This window comes from Bacillus paramycoides, assembly GCF_038971285.1.
Lineage (GTDB): Bacteria > Bacillota > Bacilli > Bacillales > Bacillaceae_G > Bacillus_A.
Map to the genome: position 1 here is coordinate 4,591,833 of NZ_CP152427.1, position 19,723 is coordinate 4,611,555.

Below are 19,723 nucleotides of genomic sequence, written 5' to 3' on the forward strand. Positions count from 1 at the left end.
GGAAGGCTTTACATGATATATCCTTACAAAGAAAAAAATCCGAAAATTGCGAGTAGTGCTTTTATCGCTGACTATGTTACGATTACAGGCGATGTTTCCGTTGGCGAAGAATCAAGTATTTGGTTTAATACAGTCATACGCGGTGATGTGTCACCAACAATCATTGGAGATCGAGTAAATGTACAAGACCAATGTACACTCCACCAAAGCCCACAATATCCTCTTATTTTAGAAGACGACGTTACAATTGGGCATCAAGTTATTTTACATAGCTGCCATATTAAAAAAGATGCTTTAATTGGAATGGGATCTATTATATTAGATGGTGCTGAAATTGGCGAAGGAGCTTTTATCGGCGCTGGAAGCCTCGTTTCACAAGGAAAGAAAATCCCGCCAAACACGTTAGCCTTCGGTCGCCCAGCGAAAGTCATTCGTGAATTAACAGAGGAAGACCGTAAAGACATGGAGCGAATTCGCACACAATATGTTGAAAAAGGTCAGTATTATAAATCATTACAGAAGTAACTTTTCCAGCTGCCATTAAAGTGGCAGCTTTTTTTATAAAAACTAACTTTTTCTTTACAAAACATTATTACTCCCTCAATAAAATCTTATTAAAATAAAAGCTAATATCTCCATATATATGTAAGCGAGGGAGGAGAATTTTCATGAAGGCCAGCGGACTATATAAAATAGAATGTTACATTTTCAAGGGAATTAACCGATACTTTGATCAAAAAACATTAAATATCTTTTTCAGCAATATTACTCATATAGGTGGTGCTACTTTCTCAATCGCACTCACACTTTTCTTTTTAATTTTCGCAAAAGGGACTTTGCATCAAGCTGCAATTGCAACTGCTATTTCGTTAGCAATTAGCCATATTCCTGTGCAAATATTAAAAAGATGGTATCCACGAAAACGTCCTTATTTAACAATTCAGGATGCGAAATATCCAGTCCATCCATTAAAAGACCACTCTTTCCCGTCTGGTCATACAACAGCCGTTTTCTCTGTCCTTATTCCATTTATTTGCTATAATCCAAGTTTATTTGTTTTTTTATTACCGTTAGCATTATGCGTCGGTATTTCGCGCATTTATTTAGGGCTTCACTATCCATCTGATGTATTTGTCGGTATGTGCCTCGGCACTTGCTCTGGCATCATCTCTTTTTATCAAGTCATCCCACTTTTCACATAAAGGAGTGATATGATGAGAGTCGCCATTTTTACCGATACTTTTACACCACAAGTGAACGGGGTTGCGAAAACATTAGAACGATTAACACGTTACTTTCAGAAAGAAAAGATCGCCTATTCTGTTTTCGCCCCTCAACATACAGCTGAAGATAATTTCGTGGCCAATGTGAACAAGATGAGAAGTATCCCGTTAACAATATTATATCCAGAATGTCGCTTTTCTTTTCCTACTCCGCGCATCAAACGAGAACTTCTTTCCTTTAAGCCTGACATTATTCACATTGCTACACCTTTCAACATGGGACTTTGTGGATTGTATTATGCAAAAAAGTTAAACATCCCAGTTGTCGGTTCTTATCATACTGATTTCGATGCTTATTTACGCTATTACAAAATCGAATTTCTCTCTCATATGCTTTGGAACTATTTAAAATGGTTTCATAGTCATATGCAAAAAAATTTCGTTCCTTCCTTTGAAACGTTACACCAACTAAAAAATAAAGGCTTTCAAGCCCTTTCCATATGGGGACGTGGTGTAGATTGCACACTCTTTCATCCATCTTACAATACAGACCTATTCCGAAAAAAATATAATATTACAGCCAAGTATGTCCTTTCCTATGTTGGACGGATTGCCCCTGAAAAAGATATTGATACGTTGCAACACCTTATCGTGAAAACAGCGCATACTCGAAATGACATTCATTGGCTCATCGCAGGAGACGGTCCTCTAGCAACAAATTTACGTGAAGCTGTTCCGAAAGCAAATGTCACTTTTACTGGATATTTACAAGGTAAGGATTTAGCTGAAGCATATGCTTGTTCTAACATCATGATATTTCCATCTGCTACTGAAACGTTCGGAAATGTCGTACTCGAATCACTTGCATGCGGTACACCTGTCATCGGTGCAAATAGTGGTGGGGTTAAAAATATTATTACAGATGGAAAAACAGGAATTCTTTGCCCGCCCAAACATGCGGATTCATTTCTATCATCCATCCATTCTTTATTGCGAAATGAAGAGCAACTTATACAAATGGGCATAGCGGCTTCTTCTTATGCTAAAACAAAAAGCTGGGATGAAATTTTTCGTGGCTTACTTGACCAATATGAAGAAGTCCTTCAGCACACCGCATCAGAATTACTCGCTTAAACAGAAGAACTCCCTTCAACTAGACGAAGGGAGTTTATTACACAGTTATAAATTTTAGTTTCATAAATGATACATAAGGCTAAACATTGTTTTATTTCTATATTCATTATATCAAAAATAAACATAACTAAACATACTTGTAATAAAAACCCATAAAAATTAATATATGGTTATACAGTATTTTAACTGTATAGTGATTTTAAGAAATTCCCCTTAAAATCAACTTACTCACATACCTTTATACAGTAATTGTTCCCCAATTTCTGTATACCAAAAAACCTTTCATTCATTTGAAAGGTCTTTTTGAGCCTGCACATATTCTTCTTTCGTATTCACATTTATAAACCAATCCGCATTCGCTTGTACATCTTCACCAGCAATATATTTCACATTACATTGTGATAAAAGCTGGCCCATACTTCTTTTTTCTTCCTGAAGCAAAGTATAAATTCTTTCTTTCACACGGTTATGGTACGCTGCAAGTAACGGTTGTTTTCTTCCATTAATAATAGGTACAACCGCATCATATTCATTGCTCGTTTGCTCTAGCAAAATGGTAAACCATTCTTGTGAAACATTTGGCGCATCGCAAGGCATAATAGCATACCAATCTGCTTCTATATATTCCATTCCTGATACAATTCCAGCAAGTGGGCCATTTCCTTTATAATGCGGAATATCTTCTATAACAGGAACTTGTACGAGTTGCTCTACTCGCTCTTTTAGATCAGAATGACTAATGACCACAACTTCTTGCAACATAGTTGTCATCACTTTCAAAATATGCTCTATAAAAGTACTACCTTGCCAGCTCGCTAACGCTTTCGGCTCACCGAATCGACTCGACATACCGCCCGCTAATACAATTCCAGCATACTTACTCATTGGCGATGCAGCTCAAATGTAATATGACCTAATTCCGGTAAAATTAATTTATTCATCGCAAGACGAACCGCTCCGCTAGACCCTGGCATGGAAAAGACAACTTTGCGCCCAATTGTACCGCCAATTGCTCTACTTAACATCGCGCTGCTTCCGATATCCTCCAAATAACTAATCATGCGGAACAACTCACCAAACCCGACAATTTCTTTATCTAATAACGCTGATACCGCTTCAATCGTCACATCACGTTTCGTAATACCAGTACCGCCATTTGTTAACACGACATCAACATCTTCCCGATGATAACCAGCTAACACCGCTTGCTGAATACTTTCTTTATCATCTTTTACAATTTCATAAGAGGTCACTGTATGCCCTGCTTCTTTTAATAATTCATGTAATAGTTGTCCACTCTTGTCCGTCTCTTCTGTACGTGTATCGGAGATTGTTACGATTTTGCAACGCACTTCTTTCGGTGCTTGTTTTTTATGTTCGATTACGCTCATTTTATATCTTCCCTTTCCTAAAGTCTTTTCTTCATTTTATCATACCTACCTTTACACAATTATGTATGAAGCCGTTAATACACCATGATACAATATAAGTATATACAACCACAAAAAGGAAAATATATTTTCTTATACTCCTAGACTACACATCATTAGCTATTCTTTAAATTCTCTTATATTTTCCACATAGTAGATTTCATTTTAAATTACAAAATAATTTGGAGGTTCACTCACTATGGAACTTTATAAAAAACTAACAACAACATTCATCCTCTTATTCGTCGCTTCCATTACTGTCGGCTTTTCTCTAAAAGGTGCAATTCCATACGCTACATTCGTAAGCATTATATTCGCAACACTATTTTTACTAAGCAGTGCCTTTTGCGCAGGCAAAGTACGTCAAATGAAAGGATAATTACATATGTTCAAGAGGAAACCAATCCTTTGTAAATCATGCGGGAAAGAAATACAAACATATGAAAAAGCGTGGATTCATATGCCATTTCCGGCAAGTGGTATGACAAATATGAAAAAGTACATTGAGCTAGATGGAGAAGTTTATTGTGGTTCGTGCATCCAAGTCGTAAATAAAACGTAATAAAAAAAGCTTTGCGCCGTGAGCGCAAAGCTTTTTTTCATATATTATAGACCAGCTTGCTCTTTTAAAGCTGCAGCTTTGTCTGTACGTTCCCATGTTAGATCTACATCAGTACGTCCGAAGTGGCCGTAAGCTGCTGTTTGTTTGTAAATTGGGCGACGTAAGTCTAGCATTTTAATAATACCAGCTGGGCGAAGATCGAAGTTGTTACGAACTAGTTCTACTAGTACGTCTTCAGATACTTTACCAGTGCTGAATGTATCAACTGAAATTGATACTGGTTGCGCTACACCAATTGCGTATGCAAGTTGTACTTCTGCTTTCTCAGCAAGACCAGCTGCTACGATGTTTTTCGCAACATAACGAGCTGCATATGCTGCAGAACGGTCAACTTTCGTTGCATCTTTACCAGAGAATGCACCGCCACCGTGGCGAGCGTATCCACCGTAAGTATCAACGATGATTTTACGTCCTGTTAAACCAGCATCACCTTGTGGTCCACCAATTACGAAGCGACCAGTTGGGTTAATGAAGAATTTCGTTTCTCCATCGATTAATTCTGCTGGTACTACAGCTTTAATTACGTGCTCTTTTAAGTCGCGATCGATTTCTTCCCATGTAACATCTGGGTGATGTTGTGTAGAAATTACGATAGTATCAACACGTACTGGTTTACCATTTTCATCATACTCAACTGTAACTTGCGTTTTTCCATCTGGACGTAGGTATGATAATGTATCATTTTTACGTACTTCAGTTAAACGGCGAGCTAATTTGTGAGCAAGCGAGATTGGAAGTGGCATTAACTCTTGTGTTTCATTACATGCGAAACCAAACATTAAACCTTGGTCTCCTGCACCAATTGCCTCAATCTCAGCGTCAGTCATTTGACCTTCGCGTGCTTCTAGCGCTTGGTCAACACCCATAGCGATGTCAGCAGATTGCTCATCGATAGATGTTAAAACTGCACAAGTTTCTGCATCGAATCCGTATTTTGCGCGTGTGTAACCAATACCTTGAATTGTTTCACGAACGATTTTTGGAATGTCTACGTAAGTAGAAGTCGTAATTTCCCCCGCTACCAATACTAAACCAGTTGTTACAGTTGTTTCACAAGCTACACGTGCATTTGCGTCCTTTGATAAGATCGCATCTAAAATTGAATCAGAAATTTGGTCACAAATTTTATCTGGATGTCCTTCAGTTACAGACTCAGATGTGAACAGATGACGTTTTTTTGTCATGTGGTAAACCTCCCTACAGTAATTGTATATATTGTACGGAACTCATCCTTAATTTGCCACAGATTGCGACATACATTTATTCTCCCACACAAGCATACAGAAAAACCTTTCCTACTTTATATAGAGGAAAGGTTTAATTTGCTACTTGCATACTGCTTTTTGCCCTTCGCTCTTATCGTTCGAGACCTGTAGCCTCGCACAGGTTTTAGCACCTATTCACCTGTATTTACCACTACAAGTGAGGTTGCTGGGCTTCATCGGGCCTGTCCCTCCGCCAGCTCGGGATAAGAGAGTATCCGTCCCAACCTATACTAAAGAAATGCTATTCATTTGTCAATTAATATTCACATTTTCCTGAAAGTTTTTCTCAATACGCCTAAAATGAAATATTAATAAGGAAATAATGTATTCACACAAACAAAAAGAAATAAATAGTATACATTATTTATATAATTGTGTTATACTCTTGTTGGGGATTACGAGAAATATTTCATTAAATGAAAAGGATGGTATATAAATATGAGTACTGTGAATGTCCAAATTGGTTTACACGAATTATTGAACGGAAGCAATGCACAGATTCAACTAAGTGTTCCGCAATTAGTGGAAAAAGTATTAATGCGAAATGAAGGGAAATTAACTTCTACTGGTGCCGTTTCTGCTTCAACAGGAAAATATACAGGACGTTCTCCTAAAGATAAATTTATTGTGAAAGAAGCATCGGTTGCTGACAAAATTGCTTGGGGAGCAGTGAATCAACCGATTTCTGAAGAACATTTTAATAAATTATATACAAAAGTTTTAGAATACTTAAAAGAGAAAGAAGAGTTATTCGTCTTCAAAGGATTTGCAGGCGCTGACCGCAATTATCGCCTACCAATTCAAGTTATTAATGAATATGCATGGCACAATCTATTTGTACATCAATTATTCATTCGTCCAACTGAAGAAGAATTAACAACTCATGAATCAGAGTTCACAATTGTTTCTGCGCCGAACTTCAAGGCTGATCCAGCTGTTGACGGTACAAACTCTGAAGCATTCATTATGGTTTCATTCGAAAAACGTATCGTACTAATTGGTGGTACAGAATACGCTGGAGAAATGAAGAAATCAATCTTCTCTATTATGAACTTCTTATTACCTGAACAAGATATTCTTTCTATGCATTGCTCTGCAAACGTAGGTGAAGAAGGCGACGTAGCACTATTCTTCGGTTTATCTGGAACAGGTAAAACAACATTATCTGCTGATCCAAACCGTAAATTAATCGGTGATGATGAGCATGGTTGGTCTGATAACGGTGTATTCAATATTGAAGGCGGTTGCTATGCAAAATGTGTAAACCTTTCTCACGAGAAAGAACCACAAATTTTCGATGCAATCAAATTTGGATCTGTTTTAGAAAACGTTATCATTAATAACCAAACGCGTATCGCAGACTACAACGATACTACTTTAACAGAAAATACTCGTGCTGCATACCCTATGCATGCGATCGACAATATCGTACTGCCAAGTGTTGCTGGACACCCAAATACAATCATTTTCTTAACTGCTGATGCATCTGGCGTATTGCCTCCAATCAGTAAGTTATCAAAAGAACAAGCTATGTACCATTTCTTAAGTGGTTACACTAGTAAACTAGCAGGAACAGAGCGCGGCGTTACATCTCCGCAAGCAACATTCTCAACTTGCTTCGGTTCACCATTCTTACCACTTGAAGCATCTCGCTATGCTGAAATGCTTGGTGAAAAAATCGAGAAGCACGATGCGAAAGTATTCTTAGTAAACACTGGCTGGACTGGTGGCGAATACGGCGTTGGTAAACGTATGAACTTAGGTTACACTCGTGCAATGATTCAAGCAGCATTAAGCGGTGAACTTGCAAAAACTGAAACAGCTAAACATGATATCTTCGGTCTTGAAGTTCCACTTCACGTACCAGGTGTACCTGACGAAGTGTTAATGCCTGAACAAACTTGGGCTGATAAAGCTGCTTACAAAGCAAAAGCAATCGAGCTTGCGAACGAGTTCAAAGCGAACTTCAAAAAGTTCGACAGCGTTTCTGAAGATATTATTAACTTAGGCGGTCCAATCGCTTAAGTACAAACTTTCTGTTGGAATACCCCTTACTCATATGAATAAGTGTCGTGTAACCGCAAAGTTTCGCGTACTCACCGACAAAACCCAATGCGGCTTAACGGTTTATACACACTTACATAAAAAAGAAGCTTACGTTTTATACGTAAGCTTCTTTCTATATCTTCTCTCTTCATCTATGACTTATCTCGATAAATTACAGAAAATTCATTTTATAATCATTCGTTTTCAGTTTTTTTATGATACAATTTACATATACAGGAAAGGGTGAGACCTATGAAAAATTTTTCTCGTACAGGAAAAATTTTATTCAGTTACGGAGCGATCCAACTATTTTGGGGACTTGTAATGCTTAACGTTAATTTATTTCAACATACAAGTGAAACGATAAAATATATTATTCTAATGACCGGAATAATTTGTTGTGTTATATCCAACTTTTTTAAAGAACGTCAAAGTCATACTAATACGTAATTTCATGTTAACTTAATGGAAGCGGAAACCTGCATTTTATGCAAAGTTACACTTCCTGTTATAATATCATCATTTATCCCAGAATAAACCGATTTTCACATAGCCAAATTACGGATTCGAATATATAAATTATATCCCTACTCGCTACATCTCTCTGGTTTCACACCACATGGGGCTAAAAAAGGCCCCGACCGCTTCTATCCGTGGCTGGATCATCTATTCCATCTAAAAAGAAGTCTTTTATCTTTTTATCTTTTTAATTCTTCGTTAATTCTTTCTCATCTTTCATGCTATAGTATCCTAAATTAACAACAATTAAGAAATAACCGCCCATAATCCCTACTGCAAATGCCCACATAACCATATGGTGCTCAATTTCGTACATAATAATAGCACCTAAAATAGCAGCGGCAAAACGGTTAAACATACCGAGCGTCGGTGCTTTAGTTTTCTTTACGATACTATCTCCAAGCTTCTCAATTCGTCTCCCTAAAAGCCAAACACAATACATACTTACGATAAGCCCAATTCCTGCACCTAGAAAATGTGCTGAAAACGGCGTTACCATCCATCCTAGTACAAGAAAACCTAGTAAATAATACGATTGAATTTTAAACGACCTTAATGACATACTAATCATGCTGTACCTCTCTTCGTTAGTTCTGATCTATCCAACAAAATTTTCTTTCAAATCCATATTCCTTAAACCCATTTCACCCAAATTAAAAACAACATAAACAGTATGTTTATGTTGTTTAAATGTTTTTAGAAAATAATATTATACAAGATTTCAAACATCATATTCTCATAATTTGTGACGTTTTTCCAAACTTTTTTCGTCCATTTATGAAAAAAGTGATATCAATCTATGAACATACGGATATGATGTAATAAGCACACAAATAAAGGGGGCGTCTAATGATTTATTTTTTAATGGCTCTCATTCACCTCATTATCCCTGCACTTATTGGACTTTCATTGTATTGGTACACGAAAAATCATAGTATTTTCTACGCTGTCCTCGGTGTTCTTCTTCCAGGTATTATTCTTATCACACTCTTCCGCATCCCATTTTTAAACTTAATTCCACTTATTACTGCTATCTTATTTCTCGTCTTCTTACCAAAAATAAAAAAATAGGAAAGCAGATCATAGGTGATCTGTTTTCCTATTTTGATATAGGTTCTCCCGCAGCATAATGTACATTTACTTTCTCCGATTTCACAAACCATAGACCGAAGAAAATAATAATTCCACCGATTATTTGTTGAAACGATACATATTCATTTGCCCATACAGCTGCAAATAAAACAGCTACAAGAGGCGTTATATACATGTATACCATCGTATGTGACGCTCCAATTTTTTGAACACCAACATACCACATAACTAAACCGAATACTGTTACAAAGAAAATAGAATATAGTAAGGCGAATAGTGTCATTCCGTGTGTAATATGAAATGGCATTATAAATACATACGGTCCACTTAACAATAAAAGCGGAATTGCACCAACTAAGGCTGACCACGCGGTAACACGTAGTGCTGAATATTTTTTAATTAATGGACTTGCTAAAATAGGATAAAGCCCCCAGCATATTGATGTAATCAGTCCAATCCCATTCCCGTAAAAAGAACTAGCAAGTGAATGTCCTGCTGCTAAAACTAATGCTGCACCACCAAAAGCAATGATAGAACCGATAAGTTTTCGAGAAGAAAACTTTTCTTGTTTCAAGAAAATCGCAAATACAGTTGTAAAAATAGGTGAAATAGAAATGAGTAAAGAGACATTTGTAGCGGACGTATATTTGACAGTTTCCATAAATAACGTTTGATATAGCACAATACCTACAACGCTAACGATGATTAATCTAGGTATATCCTTTCGCGCCATATAAACCGACTTTTCAATAAAAAAAGTAAGGAGTAACATAAGCGGTGCCGCCGATATCATTCGAATTGCTGTAAACTCAATTGCTGTAAATTCTAAAAGTCCATATTTGGCAATCGTAAAATTAATCCCCCAAATAGTAACAACTGCTAAAATTAATAATTCAATCCCCCATCTTTTCATGCGTATCCCCTCCGCAAATAAAATTATACAGAAAATTCAATCATATGTACATTTCATTATGTGAAAAAATCTTCGTATTGATCTGGAGAGATTCTTTTTATTTGATACACGAAATTATATCGGCGATTTTTCGAATATATCGGCGCAACTCGAATTATATCAACGATTTTCCAAATATATCGGCGCAACTCGAATTATATCAGCGATTTTTTAAATATATCGACTTATCAACAAAAAACGACAATAATAGCGACTTATACAATAAAAAAGTGGTTCCAAAATACATTTTGGAACCACCTTTCCTTTACTACACTCGAACATGTAACTTCATATTTGGATTATAAAATTGGTTCGGACTCTTCAGCTGAAAAGTTCCTCCACCTTCATGCCAATCAACTGTTAACTTATCATCCATAAATACAAGCTTCGTGCGATCTGCAATAAAATTCATTGCACTAGATTCGATATCCACATCGCGCTCATCTTTTTCTGCTACAGCTACTAAATCGATAATTCCGCTCATTACACAACCGCAACCTTCATTATCGTAAAATAACTTTATATATTTCGCTTCATTCGGAATCGTATCCATAATCTTCTTATATGCTGCTTCTGTTACAGTAACGTACATATGTTAATGTTCATCCTCTCTTCTCGTATCCTTTATATATTGTACCACCATTTTTCTTCAAAAATATATACAGAAAATTACGAATGATATACAATATATGCAATAAAGGAGGTTGTATCACTCATGCTCAAATTATTGCGATACCCCATCTTCTTAGGTCTACTCGGTAGCTTTTTTATTTCTAGCGGAATGGTATTACACCATATATTTCCCTATTCTCCTTCTATTGGTTGGATTCTAGGCTTTATTTGTTTCCTTTTTGCTTCCTATCTTGCTGTGAAAAAAGGAGAATCACTTTAAGGTTTATTTACAGCCTAATTTTGACTTTGATGTTACTTTCGGCCCACAAAAGAAACGTTAGCTCTATAACGATTCAACTCCCCTCTCTATTTTTGAAATCTATAAACAATACAATCGAACACACAAAAATATAGAATTCATAATATGTATATAGTAGTTCTATTTTTAAAACTAGTTTTTCAAAATAAAGAAAGGAGAACATACATGTACCCACGTAATTGTTTTAGTTGCGACGGCAGACGTAACAGTGGCTCTACCGGAAACACCGGACCCACTGGTAGTACTGGACCTGCTGGCATCACTGGACCGACTGGTAACACTGGAAACACTGGACCTACTGGCTCTGCCGGAGCTGTTTTTCAAAGTACTACCACCTTTAGTCTAGCAGCCGCTCCCACCTATAAAAAAGGACAAGTTGTCACTTATACAGGCAGCGGCTTTGTTGTAAAAAAAGATGCACCTAAAGGTTTTCCAAATGTATCTCCAGATTATATCGTTTTAGTAGAAAGTGGACCTACTGGCTCTGCCGGTAGTGCATCAGCAAAAAGCATTGTTTTTCAAGGAACAAATGCTGGTTTTCAACGTATAGCGGGATCTCCTGGAATTGACTCCAATGTTATTCCGTATGTCACTGCTGGGACCGGTAGCATAGTTGGCTTTGCTGCGTCTATAAATGTAAATAATTTACCTGCTGCTGTTTATACGATTAATATTTGCAGGAATGTTCCAACAAACCTCACAACCCCTACTTCTAACTACATTCTATCTACTATTACCTTAACTACCACTGACAAAATTATAGGAACTATGGTATTTTCAATTAAACCGACAGATACTGGATCAGGACAAATTCAAGTGTTTAATCCTACTCCGGCAGTAGGTCCCGCTACTGTAACTTGGACTAGCATTACAACTGGAAACCCAGTTTCAAGAGGGGATGCTATTTCTCTTCATATTACCCCTGGAATTACTGCGAGTGCTGTATATTCTATTTTTCTAATCACTGATCTATAACCCACACTTAAAACAATTCATTCCACAAAAAAGAGAGATCACTCCCAAATAAGTGATCTCCTTTTTAAAAATAATTTTTCATGATATCGGCAATATAACCTTCACCGTCGTTCCAACCCCAACTTCACTTTCAAAACTCATTTTACCGTTGTGGTCTTTAATAATTTTTTCTGTAACTACTAAACCTAAACCTGTTCCCGTTTCTTTCGTTGTGTAAAAAGCTTCATTTAACTTCGGAATTTTGTCTTTTGGAATACCGCAACCTTCATCCTTAACTTGAATAATGATTGCATCTTCTACAGTCACTTTAATCGTAATCGTTCCACCAACTGACATTGCTTCAATCGCATTTTTAATTAAATTAAAAAATACTTGTTTTAATCGTTTTTCATCGCATGGAATCGATGGTATGTCTTTACTATAAATACCTTGTATGTGCACGCCTTGATTTAAAGCAGGCTTTCCCATAACTCGAATAACATAAGCGATAATTTCTTCTATATTATGAATTTCTGATTCTGGTGATTTAGATTTCTCAAATCCACTAAGTTCTGTAGCAATCATATGAATTCGTTCTACTTCTTGTTTCATAATATCACTATATATTTTATCCTCTGGATATTTATTCGCTTGCTTATTCACAAATTTATCTAAATTAGCTAGAGGTTTTCTAATTTTGTAACCAATAACTGTAGCCATTTTCCCAACAGTTGCTAGCTTTTCTGTTTGTTGTATTTCTTTATCCATCATCTCAAGCGTACGAACGTAAGATTGAAACCTTAAAAACATAATCCAACATATGATAGTAAATACACTATATAATGCCATCGGGATTAAAACGAGTGACGAGTGAATAATGATTCCTATAAGAGCGTATTTCCCAACAAGTATGCTCGGAACTAACCAAAAATACCTTTTATTCACAAAGAGTGGGGCAAATAAAATAAAAAATCCTTCTACTATATTCCCACCATCAAACTCAGCATCACTACCGTAGTAAATCATAAAATTATGAATAAAATCTAATAGGTTATATCCAATTAGAATAATATATTTCACTGCAAATGGATTCTTCCATTTCATGAAGTATACTCCAATACAAAACAAAATCACCATTAGAAAATAAAGCCATAAACCTAAACCATCCTCAAACTCTCCTACTCCTTCTTGCTCTCCTCCTATTAAAGGTACAATAAATTCGTAGGCAAGATCGTATACAAAAAATATAATAAAAAATAAACTTAAAAATATTTTCAATGCCTTTATTTCTTCATTTTTAAATATATCGTCTTTATTCATATGGTAACTCCTAGCTTTTCTCCCTCGTGGATTTCATTATTTCCACGTTGCTTCGGGAGCATGATATCTATTCTAGTTCCAATATCTCTTTCACTTGAAATATGTAATTCACCAAGATGCTGCTCAGTAACAAGTCGATTCGCTACCGTAAGGCCTAGGCCAATTTTATCTTGTTTCGTTGTATAAAAGGCCTCTTTAACACGAGCTAAATTTTCTTTCTTAATACCGTAACCATTATCAATTACACTTAGCATTACATAATCTCGTCCTTTATTTTCTAACCGTAACTCTAATGTGCCACCTTGCTCCATTGCCTCCAGAGCATTTTTTATGACATATAGAAAGACTCCTCTTATTTTCCGCTCATCACATTCAACTTCTATCGTCTTTTCTTCCACATTAGAAATAAACTGGACGCTAGATTCATTCATTTTTTCGCGAACAATTGTTACGGCTTGTAATGCAATTTCACCTATATTATGTTTCTTATAAACAGAAGGTTTACATGTAGCAACCTCCATTAACTCACCTATCATATTATTCATATTTTCTATTTCAAAAATCATCTGTTGGTAAATAGGGTCCTCTCCATGCTTCTCTCGTTGTAATTGCGTAAACCCTTTTAATGAAGCAAGTGGATTTTTAATTTCATGTCCCACTGTCGCTGCCATTTTTCCGATTACTGCTAATTTTTGTGATTCACTAGCGATCTTAATACTTTCCTTTACCGCTGAAAGGTATTGTATAAATCGATTTAAAATGATGTATGCCGCTATTAATACGAGTGTATACATAATGAGGAACATAAATCCTTTTACTTCCTTTAATACAAATAAATAAATAACATATTTCCCTACAATAGTCGAAAGTACAAACACAAAATATTTTCTATTTAAAAATATAGGTACAAAGAAGATGAAAATAATTTCTATTATATTTACTCCATCAAATGCCGCCTCATTATAAAGCAGATACGAAAGTATATTAACGATTTCTACTCCTATGTATGCAAATACACATGTATATTTAACAAGGTTCGCTTTCTCTTTTTTTATTAAATATACATTCACACCGAGTATTGCAGTCCCGCAAATAACTTGCCATAGTATGCTATGTCCCTTATCCGTTAGCGATTCGTTCTCTAGTACGGTTGCGTAGAAAATTTGGTATGAAACAACAATGACATAGAGCACCCATAAAAAAATTTTTGCATTCCTTTCTTCTTCTTTATATGATAGAAAACTTCCTTTCACTTCAACACCCCTTCAAAATAATATCTCGAAGAATACCATTTATTATAATAAGTGATTTTCACAGACAAACAAAGATAAATCGAATATTTGAGGAAAATCATCCCAATAAAGTGCATTATCTTCAGACTATATATAAGCATAAAAGCTATAAACAAAAATACTTATATTATGGGTACAAAAAAATAAAAAAGCATAACAACGCTTTTGGGATAGAGTATATGAATAGGATAGGGGGATCATTTATGTTTGTTACCGTCGAGAAAGATGTTCATATTTTTGTGCAAGACGTTAATCCCGGACCTGGTAGTAAAACCGTTTTCTTCGTCCATGGCTGGCCTTTAAATCATCAAATGTACCAATATCAGCTCAATGTGTTGCCACAGCATGGTTTTCGCTGCATCGCTATGGATATACGCGGGAACGGGCAATCTGATAAACCGTGGACTGGTTACACATACGATCGTTTAGCAGACGATATCGCAATCGTTTTAGAAGCACTTCAAGTCGAAAATGCTACATTAGTTGGTTTCTCAGTAGGTGGTGCTCTTTCTATTCGGTACATGTCTCGCTATAATGGTCATCGTATTTCTAAACTTGTAATAGTCGATGCCGTTTCCCCCTCTTTCGTTAAAAATCAGGAATCTCCCTATGGTGTCCCTAAAGAACAAGCAGATACTCTCATTAATCAAATGTATGCCAATATGCCTAAATTTTTAAATGATGTATCTTTGTCATTTTTTAATAGAAACTTAGGATCAGCTACGTTAGAATGGTTTTCTTATCTCGGTATGCAGTCTGCCTCCTACGCTCTCATCAAAATATTGCAAGCAGCTGCAAATGAAGATGTAACGAAAGATTTAAGTAAAATTAACGTGCCAACAAAAATATTCCACGGTATTCACGATCAACTTATCCCATACAAAAGCGCTGAACTTACGCAAAAGCGGATTAAAAATTCTCAGTTATATCCTCTCACAAATAGTGGTCACGGCTCCCCAATCGATCAAGCGGATGAATTAAACGAAGAACTTATAAAGTTTTTATATTCATAAAAGACGTACTACAAGTTTTTACAAAGATAAAATTCACATATTTCTCACAAATCAATTAATAAAACGATTACATTTTCATATATACTAAATGTACAGGTAATACTCCCTAAACCCAGCTTGTCTGGTTACCCCGTTAAATACTATAAAAAAGAACTTGTATCGTTGAACTGTACCCTATAAAATGGACAGTTTAATAAAAAAGCCCTGAAAAATCAAGCACTTAAAAGGTGGTTCCGATATTCAATCGGAGCCATCTTTTTTAATGTCCACTGATAACGATTATAATTATACTCCTTCATATATTCCCTTATGTTGAGTTCGAGGGATTCAAAGGTTTGACAATCTTTATAATCTAATTCATCTTTCATATGACCAAAAAAGGATTCCATTGGTGCATTGTCTAAACAATTGCCCCTACGGGACATAGATTGTCTGATTCCCATTTCCCTTACGCGTTTCTGAAATTCAGGGTGTGTGTAATGAATACCTTGGTCTGAATGTAGAAGCGCTTCAGAATGGATGCTTTCTCCTAATCTCTCTTTCAAGTTATTTAATGTTTGATAGACGATATCCATTTGTAAAGAAGAGGAGACATGATAGGCTAAAATTTCTCGTGTTGTGCTGTCTTTTACACATGATAAATAAGCCTTCTTTCCTTTTCCATAAAATAAATAGGTAATATCCGTTAACATACTTTTTTCAGGCTCTTCTTGATTGAATTGGCGTTTTAAAAGGTTCGGACATGTTTTATGTTCTTGTGTCGCCTTTGCGATGTGTTTATAAGGATTCGCTCGGCGAATCTTTGTCACAAGATTATATTTACGCATAATACGGTAAATACGTTTGAGGTTCATACAAATTCCTTTTGTCTTTTCCAACACCATTTTGATAGAACGACCACCACATGTTTTCCTTTTTCGATTGAAAATTTCTTGGATCCATTCATAATCTGTTTCATCATTGCGTTCTTTTTCTAGATGTTTCTCTGTCTGATGAAGCCACGCATAGTATCCACTCCGACTTACCCCAGCCAGTGTGCAAAGATAACGCACCATACGTGGGAATTGGAATCGACGTATGGTTTGTTCAATCAGTGTGTATGTTTCTCGTGGTGTTAACGCTTCTTCTGTAACGCCTGCCTTTCGAGTTCTTCTAACTTTTTTAGGAATGTCAATTCCGCTTCTAAGAACGCAATACGCGCTTCCGCTTTCTTTAATTTTTCATCGGAAGAGAGAGGTTTTTCCGAAGGACGTCCCGTGCTTCCTTTCCCGCGGCGTTCTGTATAAAATCCTTCTTCACCAAATTGTTCAAAGGTTCTTCGCCAACGTTTCAAGCATTGTTTTGGTTTCTCCTCACCAATCACAGCTAAGTCAAACCCATTCTCTAAAAAGATTTGGCTAGGACCTTTTCCTTGTTGATTTTCTTTTACCGCTCTTACTTTGAAATCTGGACAATAGCTAATCGAACGTTCCGACGCTTTTACTACATTTTTATTTTTTTCCAGCTGCTTCATTTGAATCTCATTAAAAATAATTTTACTCATTCTCCGTACCTCATTTCTATCGTTGGTTCCATTATAACGAGGTTTTTTGATAAAAATACACAAAAACCCCGAATCATGGGGCTTTTTTTAAGTGTCCATGATTCGGGGTACAGTTCACGTTATACAAGTTCTTTTTATTTCTTTTATTTAAAGAGGATATCTTTGCTATATTGATTTCCAACGAGTAAATCATACTGAAGCATTTTATATTGCTCTAACATTTCTTTTTGTTTCTTTGTTAAATCATTGATTACTTCTCCATTTTTATCAACTTTTAATTCATCTCTAAGCACCGGTATTTCCTTGTAAAATCCCGATAAAAATTGATAAAATAAGGATTTATTTAATCCTGCATAATCAAAAATAAGATTAGAAAAATAAATTGGACTTACTACACCTAAATTATCATTTGGCATATCAAAGTTTGCGTACATTAATAGCGGCGTTTGGGCCATCGCTAAACGTTCGCTCGGTGTTTTTTCATTCGTTATATACCCATTCCCTTTATAAAAAGATTTATTTGTTCCTAATGATGGAAGATGATCTCCAAAGAATACTAATAATGTAGGTCTATCTAAATTATCTAGTTGCTCTATTAAATATTGAAGAGCCTCATCTGAACGTCTTAACCCTTCTGTATACGTTTCTAATTCTCCCTTTGATTCTTCATTTTCTAGACCGCTAATTTCTATTAGGTTTTCACCAAATCGGCCTTCTGTAAATGGAAAATGATTTTGCATCGTTACTGCATGAATAAATGTAGGTTGTTTTTGTTTCTCTAACTCAGCAATTATCTCTTTACTCATCGCTAAATCACTAATATAATCTCCATCAATATCTACATTTTCCATCGTATCATCTGCATTAAACTTATCAAACCCTAACACTCTGTATACGTCATCGCGTTTGAAAAATGAGCGACCAAATGAATGAATTGCACTTGTGTAATAACCTTCTTTTTTCAACGCCGTAGGAATTGATGGAATTTCTTTTTTATTTATAACGACCTGCTGATATGGTATAGAACCTGGCTTTAACAAACTCATTGAATAACTCGTTAACGCTTCAAATTCGACGTTCGCCGTATTACCTCCAAATGTAGGAGAAATAGTTTGTCCACCAGGAAAATTTTCTATATAATGATGCAAATTTGGTACAGGATCTTCACTAAAAGAAAGATTTGTTACTTTCGTCGGATCCCAAAACGATTCACTCATTACAAAAATAATATTCGGTTTCTCTTTTTTCTTTTGGTTCCCTATATTTCCACTATATTGTTGTTTTATATTGTTTGCTATTTGAAGCATATTTTCTTTAGAATAATTTTTTGGTTTTTCCATAACTGTTGTATCTAAATTGCTAATAAACCCAAGTACAAAACCATTTGAAGCATAGTTCTCATTTTGATTCCACAAAACAAAATCTACACCTGATTTTTGAAATACTTTATTCATAAATGTATTCGCAAAATTACCATACGCATATAGAACAAAAATAGATCCTACTACTAATAAGGCTCTTATTCCTAGATGAATCTTTACATTTTGAATATACCTTCTCATATATATCCCTGCTACAATACAAGCCACAATACTTAAGATAATGACAAAAATATAACTCCAGCTAAAATAGTCCATCACCATCGGTATGACAGATTGCATATGCATAATTTGTGTGAAATCAGAAGGATATAGCGGATCGCCTCTGAAAATAAGCTTTAAATAATTCACAATACCTAAAATGACTAACGTACAGCTCGTTAAAATCATACTTAGAAAAACCTTGCCTATTAAATTATAAACAAGAATGTATATTGCATAAATTACTACAAAACTTAATATAAACTGCATGTTATAAAAGTAAATCCAATTCATTGTCTCTATGAAACTCATATTAACTTGGATTACAATATAAAATAACGCTACTGTATGAGCTAGCAAAAATAATATAAAATGCACTCGTAGGGATGCCCTAAATATAGACATCTCTTTTTTATTAAAATGTGAAATATAAAATGTTATGCCCCATATGAAAATCATCATAACAATTAAAACAAGCTTTTGATTTAAATGATCTTTCATTATGTCTAAATTAAAAACCTTTAAAATCATAAACAGCATAGTTATTACTAATAAAGTCACCATACTACTTATAATGCTCGAAATTAATATATTTCTTTTTGAAAGATGAAAAAGTGTAGAACCATACTTCAATTCATTCCCTCGTTTCTACGTCTTAATTTCCCTCGCATCGAAAGAACTATTTCTATTAAAATAACATATATTATATATTTCGTCTGCATAATTGCTTCTATCATAAATGTATTGTCTTAATATTCCTTTAATCAACAGTTAAATTTGTCATACAAATTATTCATTCTTGAAAAA

The 19,723-nt window shown here is 35.3% G+C and carries 20 protein-coding genes and 1 riboswitch; of the genes, 10 read left to right on the top strand and 10 right to left on the bottom strand.

Annotated elements, in window-relative coordinates; genetic code table 11:
- Positions 1-12: 12 nt before the first annotated feature.
- The 3 genes from AAG068_RS23820 to AAG068_RS23830 all read left to right on the top strand — a co-directional run bounded on the left by AAG068_RS23820 (position 13) and on the right by AAG068_RS23830 (position 2,357).
- The gene (locus AAG068_RS23820; RefSeq protein ID WP_000640206.1) at positions 13-525 is read left to right on the top strand and encodes a gamma carbonic anhydrase; all 513 of its coding nucleotides are present in this window, start codon (positions 13-15) and stop codon (positions 523-525) included.
- Between the two features lie 143 nt (positions 526-668).
- Complete coding sequence (locus tag AAG068_RS23825) at positions 669-1,202, top strand: phosphatase PAP2 family protein (RefSeq protein ID WP_342716050.1); 534 nt, start codon at positions 669-671, stop codon at positions 1,200-1,202.
- Between the two features lie 12 nt (positions 1,203-1,214).
- Complete coding sequence (locus tag AAG068_RS23830; protein WP_342716051.1) at positions 1,215-2,357, top strand: glycosyltransferase family 4 protein; 1,143 nt, start codon at positions 1,215-1,217, stop codon at positions 2,355-2,357.
- A gap of 282 nt (positions 2,358-2,639) precedes the next feature.
- Here AAG068_RS23830 and AAG068_RS23835 read toward each other — a convergent pair whose 3' ends face one another.
- Positions 2,640-3,242 carry a molybdenum cofactor guanylyltransferase gene (locus AAG068_RS23835; RefSeq protein WP_342716052.1) on the bottom strand — a complete coding sequence of 201 codons (603 nt, stop codon included), beginning with the start codon at positions 3,240-3,242 and terminating at the stop codon, positions 2,640-2,642.
- Entirely contained in the window at positions 3,239-3,748 is a 510-nt protein-coding gene (locus AAG068_RS23840; RefSeq protein ID WP_060632630.1) for a MogA/MoaB family molybdenum cofactor biosynthesis protein, read from the bottom strand. The genes AAG068_RS23835 and AAG068_RS23840 overlap by 4 nt, the downstream gene beginning before the upstream one ends.
- A gap of 238 nt (positions 3,749-3,986) precedes the next feature.
- Between AAG068_RS23840 and AAG068_RS23845 the strand changes: the two genes are divergently transcribed.
- Entirely contained in the window at positions 3,987-4,166 is a 180-nt protein-coding gene (locus AAG068_RS23845) for a hypothetical protein (protein ID WP_342716053.1), read from the top strand.
- 6 nt (positions 4,167-4,172) lie between these two features.
- Positions 4,173-4,349, top strand: coding sequence for a hypothetical protein (locus AAG068_RS23850; protein WP_342716054.1), 177 nt, complete (start codon positions 4,173-4,175; stop codon positions 4,347-4,349).
- A 44-nt stretch (positions 4,350-4,393) separates the two neighbouring features.
- On the opposite strand, the gene metK is transcribed toward AAG068_RS23850, so the two are convergent.
- Positions 4,394-5,593, bottom strand: coding sequence for a methionine adenosyltransferase (metK, locus tag AAG068_RS23855; protein WP_342716055.1), 1,200 nt, complete (start codon positions 5,591-5,593; stop codon positions 4,394-4,396).
- 169 nt (positions 5,594-5,762) lie between these two features.
- Positions 5,763-5,884: riboswitch (SAM riboswitch) on the bottom strand.
- A 228-nt stretch (positions 5,885-6,112) separates the two neighbouring features.
- Between metK and pckA the strand changes: the two genes are divergently transcribed.
- Positions 6,113-7,699 carry a phosphoenolpyruvate carboxykinase (ATP) gene (pckA, locus tag AAG068_RS23860; protein WP_342716056.1) on the top strand — a complete coding sequence of 529 codons (1,587 nt, stop codon included), beginning with the start codon at positions 6,113-6,115 and terminating at the stop codon, positions 7,697-7,699.
- A 273-nt stretch (positions 7,700-7,972) separates the two neighbouring features.
- Positions 7,973-8,170 carry a hypothetical protein gene (locus tag AAG068_RS23865; protein WP_342716057.1) on the top strand — a complete coding sequence of 66 codons (198 nt, stop codon included), beginning with the start codon at positions 7,973-7,975 and terminating at the stop codon, positions 8,168-8,170.
- A 256-nt stretch (positions 8,171-8,426) separates the two neighbouring features.
- Here AAG068_RS23865 and AAG068_RS23870 read toward each other — a convergent pair whose 3' ends face one another.
- Complete coding sequence (locus AAG068_RS23870) at positions 8,427-8,810, bottom strand: ATP synthase subunit I (RefSeq protein WP_342716058.1); 384 nt, start codon at positions 8,808-8,810, stop codon at positions 8,427-8,429.
- A 278-nt stretch (positions 8,811-9,088) separates the two neighbouring features.
- On the opposite strand from AAG068_RS23870, the gene AAG068_RS23875 reads away from it, so the two are divergent.
- Positions 9,089-9,310, top strand: coding sequence for a hypothetical protein (locus AAG068_RS23875; protein ID WP_000639043.1), 222 nt, complete (start codon positions 9,089-9,091; stop codon positions 9,308-9,310).
- Positions 9,311-9,338: 28 nt separating this feature from the next.
- Here AAG068_RS23875 and AAG068_RS23880 read toward each other — a convergent pair whose 3' ends face one another.
- A complete protein-coding gene (locus tag AAG068_RS23880; protein WP_342716059.1) occupies positions 9,339-10,244 on the bottom strand; it encodes a DMT family transporter in 906 nt (301 codons plus the stop codon).
- A gap of 307 nt (positions 10,245-10,551) precedes the next feature.
- The gene (locus tag AAG068_RS23885; RefSeq protein ID WP_342716060.1) at positions 10,552-10,875 is read right to left on the bottom strand and encodes an iron-sulfur cluster biosynthesis family protein; all 324 of its coding nucleotides are present in this window, start codon (positions 10,873-10,875) and stop codon (positions 10,552-10,554) included.
- A 504-nt stretch (positions 10,876-11,379) separates the two neighbouring features.
- Between AAG068_RS23885 and AAG068_RS23890 the strand changes: the two genes are divergently transcribed.
- Positions 11,380-12,189, top strand: a complete 810-nt coding sequence (locus tag AAG068_RS23890; protein ID WP_342716061.1) for a collagen-like protein — start codon at positions 11,380-11,382, stop codon at positions 12,187-12,189.
- 78 nt (positions 12,190-12,267) lie between these two features.
- Here the strand turns inward: AAG068_RS23890 and AAG068_RS23895 are convergent, their stop codons facing one another.
- Complete coding sequence (locus AAG068_RS23895) at positions 12,268-13,488, bottom strand: ATP-binding protein (RefSeq protein ID WP_342716062.1); 1,221 nt, start codon at positions 13,486-13,488, stop codon at positions 12,268-12,270.
- On the bottom strand, positions 13,485-14,741 hold the full coding sequence (locus tag AAG068_RS23900) for an ATP-binding protein (RefSeq protein ID WP_342716063.1): 1,257 nt from the start codon (positions 14,739-14,741) through the stop codon (positions 13,485-13,487). The genes AAG068_RS23895 and AAG068_RS23900 overlap by 4 nt, the downstream gene beginning before the upstream one ends.
- Before the next feature lie 242 nt (positions 14,742-14,983).
- Between AAG068_RS23900 and AAG068_RS23905 the strand changes: the two genes are divergently transcribed.
- Complete coding sequence (locus AAG068_RS23905; RefSeq protein ID WP_342716064.1) at positions 14,984-15,793, top strand: alpha/beta fold hydrolase; 810 nt, start codon at positions 14,984-14,986, stop codon at positions 15,791-15,793.
- A 212-nt stretch (positions 15,794-16,005) separates the two neighbouring features.
- Here the strand turns inward: AAG068_RS23905 and AAG068_RS23910 are convergent.
- Both AAG068_RS23910 and AAG068_RS23915 read right to left on the bottom strand, forming a co-directional pair.
- Positions 16,006-17,336 (bottom strand): IS3 family transposase gene (locus AAG068_RS23910; RefSeq protein ID WP_088060789.1). Its coding sequence is split into 2 segments (ribosomal slippage): positions 16,006-16,949 and positions 16,949-17,336, totalling 1,332 coding nucleotides; the frame shifts between segments, so codons are not numbered across the junction.
- 143 nt (positions 17,337-17,479) lie between these two features.
- Positions 17,480-19,549 (bottom strand): LTA synthase family protein, encoded by a 2,070-nt coding sequence (locus AAG068_RS23915; protein ID WP_342716065.1) that lies wholly within the window; start codon positions 19,547-19,549, stop codon positions 17,480-17,482.
- Between the last annotated feature and the right edge of the window lie 174 nt (positions 19,550-19,723).

Excerpts from the sequence above, each read along its gene's own strand:
- AAG068_RS23875 (WP_000639043.1), top strand. The coding sequence starts at position 9,089 with ATGATTTATTTTTTAATGGCTCTCATTCACCTCATTATCCCTGCACTT.
- AAG068_RS23820 (WP_000640206.1), top strand. The coding sequence starts at position 13 with ATGATATATCCTTACAAAGAAAAAAATCCGAAAATTGCGAGTAGTGCT.
- AAG068_RS23865 (WP_342716057.1), top strand. The coding sequence starts at position 7,973 with ATGAAAAATTTTTCTCGTACAGGAAAAATTTTATTCAGTTACGGAGCG.
- pckA (WP_342716056.1), top strand. The coding sequence starts at position 6,113 with ATGAGTACTGTGAATGTCCAAATTGGTTTACACGAATTATTGAACGGA.
- metK (WP_342716055.1), bottom strand. The coding sequence starts at position 5,593 with ATGACAAAAAAACGTCATCTGTTCACATCTGAGTCTGTAACTGAAGGA.
- AAG068_RS23905 (WP_342716064.1), top strand. The coding sequence starts at position 14,984 with ATGTTTGTTACCGTCGAGAAAGATGTTCATATTTTTGTGCAAGACGTT.
- AAG068_RS23870 (WP_342716058.1), bottom strand. The coding sequence starts at position 8,810 with ATGATTAGTATGTCATTAAGGTCGTTTAAAATTCAATCGTATTATTTA.
- AAG068_RS23895 (WP_342716062.1), bottom strand. The coding sequence starts at position 13,488 with ATGAATAAAGACGATATATTTAAAAATGAAGAAATAAAGGCATTGAAA.
- AAG068_RS23885 (WP_342716060.1), bottom strand. The coding sequence starts at position 10,875 with ATGTACGTTACTGTAACAGAAGCAGCATATAAGAAGATTATGGATACG.
- AAG068_RS23840 (WP_060632630.1), bottom strand. The coding sequence starts at position 3,748 with ATGAGCGTAATCGAACATAAAAAACAAGCACCGAAAGAAGTGCGTTGC.
- AAG068_RS23850 (WP_342716054.1), top strand. The coding sequence starts at position 4,173 with ATGTTCAAGAGGAAACCAATCCTTTGTAAATCATGCGGGAAAGAAATA.
- AAG068_RS23845 (WP_342716053.1), top strand. The coding sequence starts at position 3,987 with ATGGAACTTTATAAAAAACTAACAACAACATTCATCCTCTTATTCGTC.
- AAG068_RS23835 (WP_342716052.1), bottom strand. The coding sequence starts at position 3,242 with ATGAGTAAGTATGCTGGAATTGTATTAGCGGGCGGTATGTCGAGTCGA.
- AAG068_RS23890 (WP_342716061.1), top strand. The coding sequence starts at position 11,380 with ATGTACCCACGTAATTGTTTTAGTTGCGACGGCAGACGTAACAGTGGC.
- AAG068_RS23825 (WP_342716050.1), top strand. The coding sequence starts at position 669 with ATGAAGGCCAGCGGACTATATAAAATAGAATGTTACATTTTCAAGGGA.
- AAG068_RS23880 (WP_342716059.1), bottom strand. The coding sequence starts at position 10,244 with ATGAAAAGATGGGGGATTGAATTATTAATTTTAGCAGTTGTTACTATT.
- AAG068_RS23830 (WP_342716051.1), top strand. The coding sequence starts at position 1,215 with ATGAGAGTCGCCATTTTTACCGATACTTTTACACCACAAGTGAACGGG.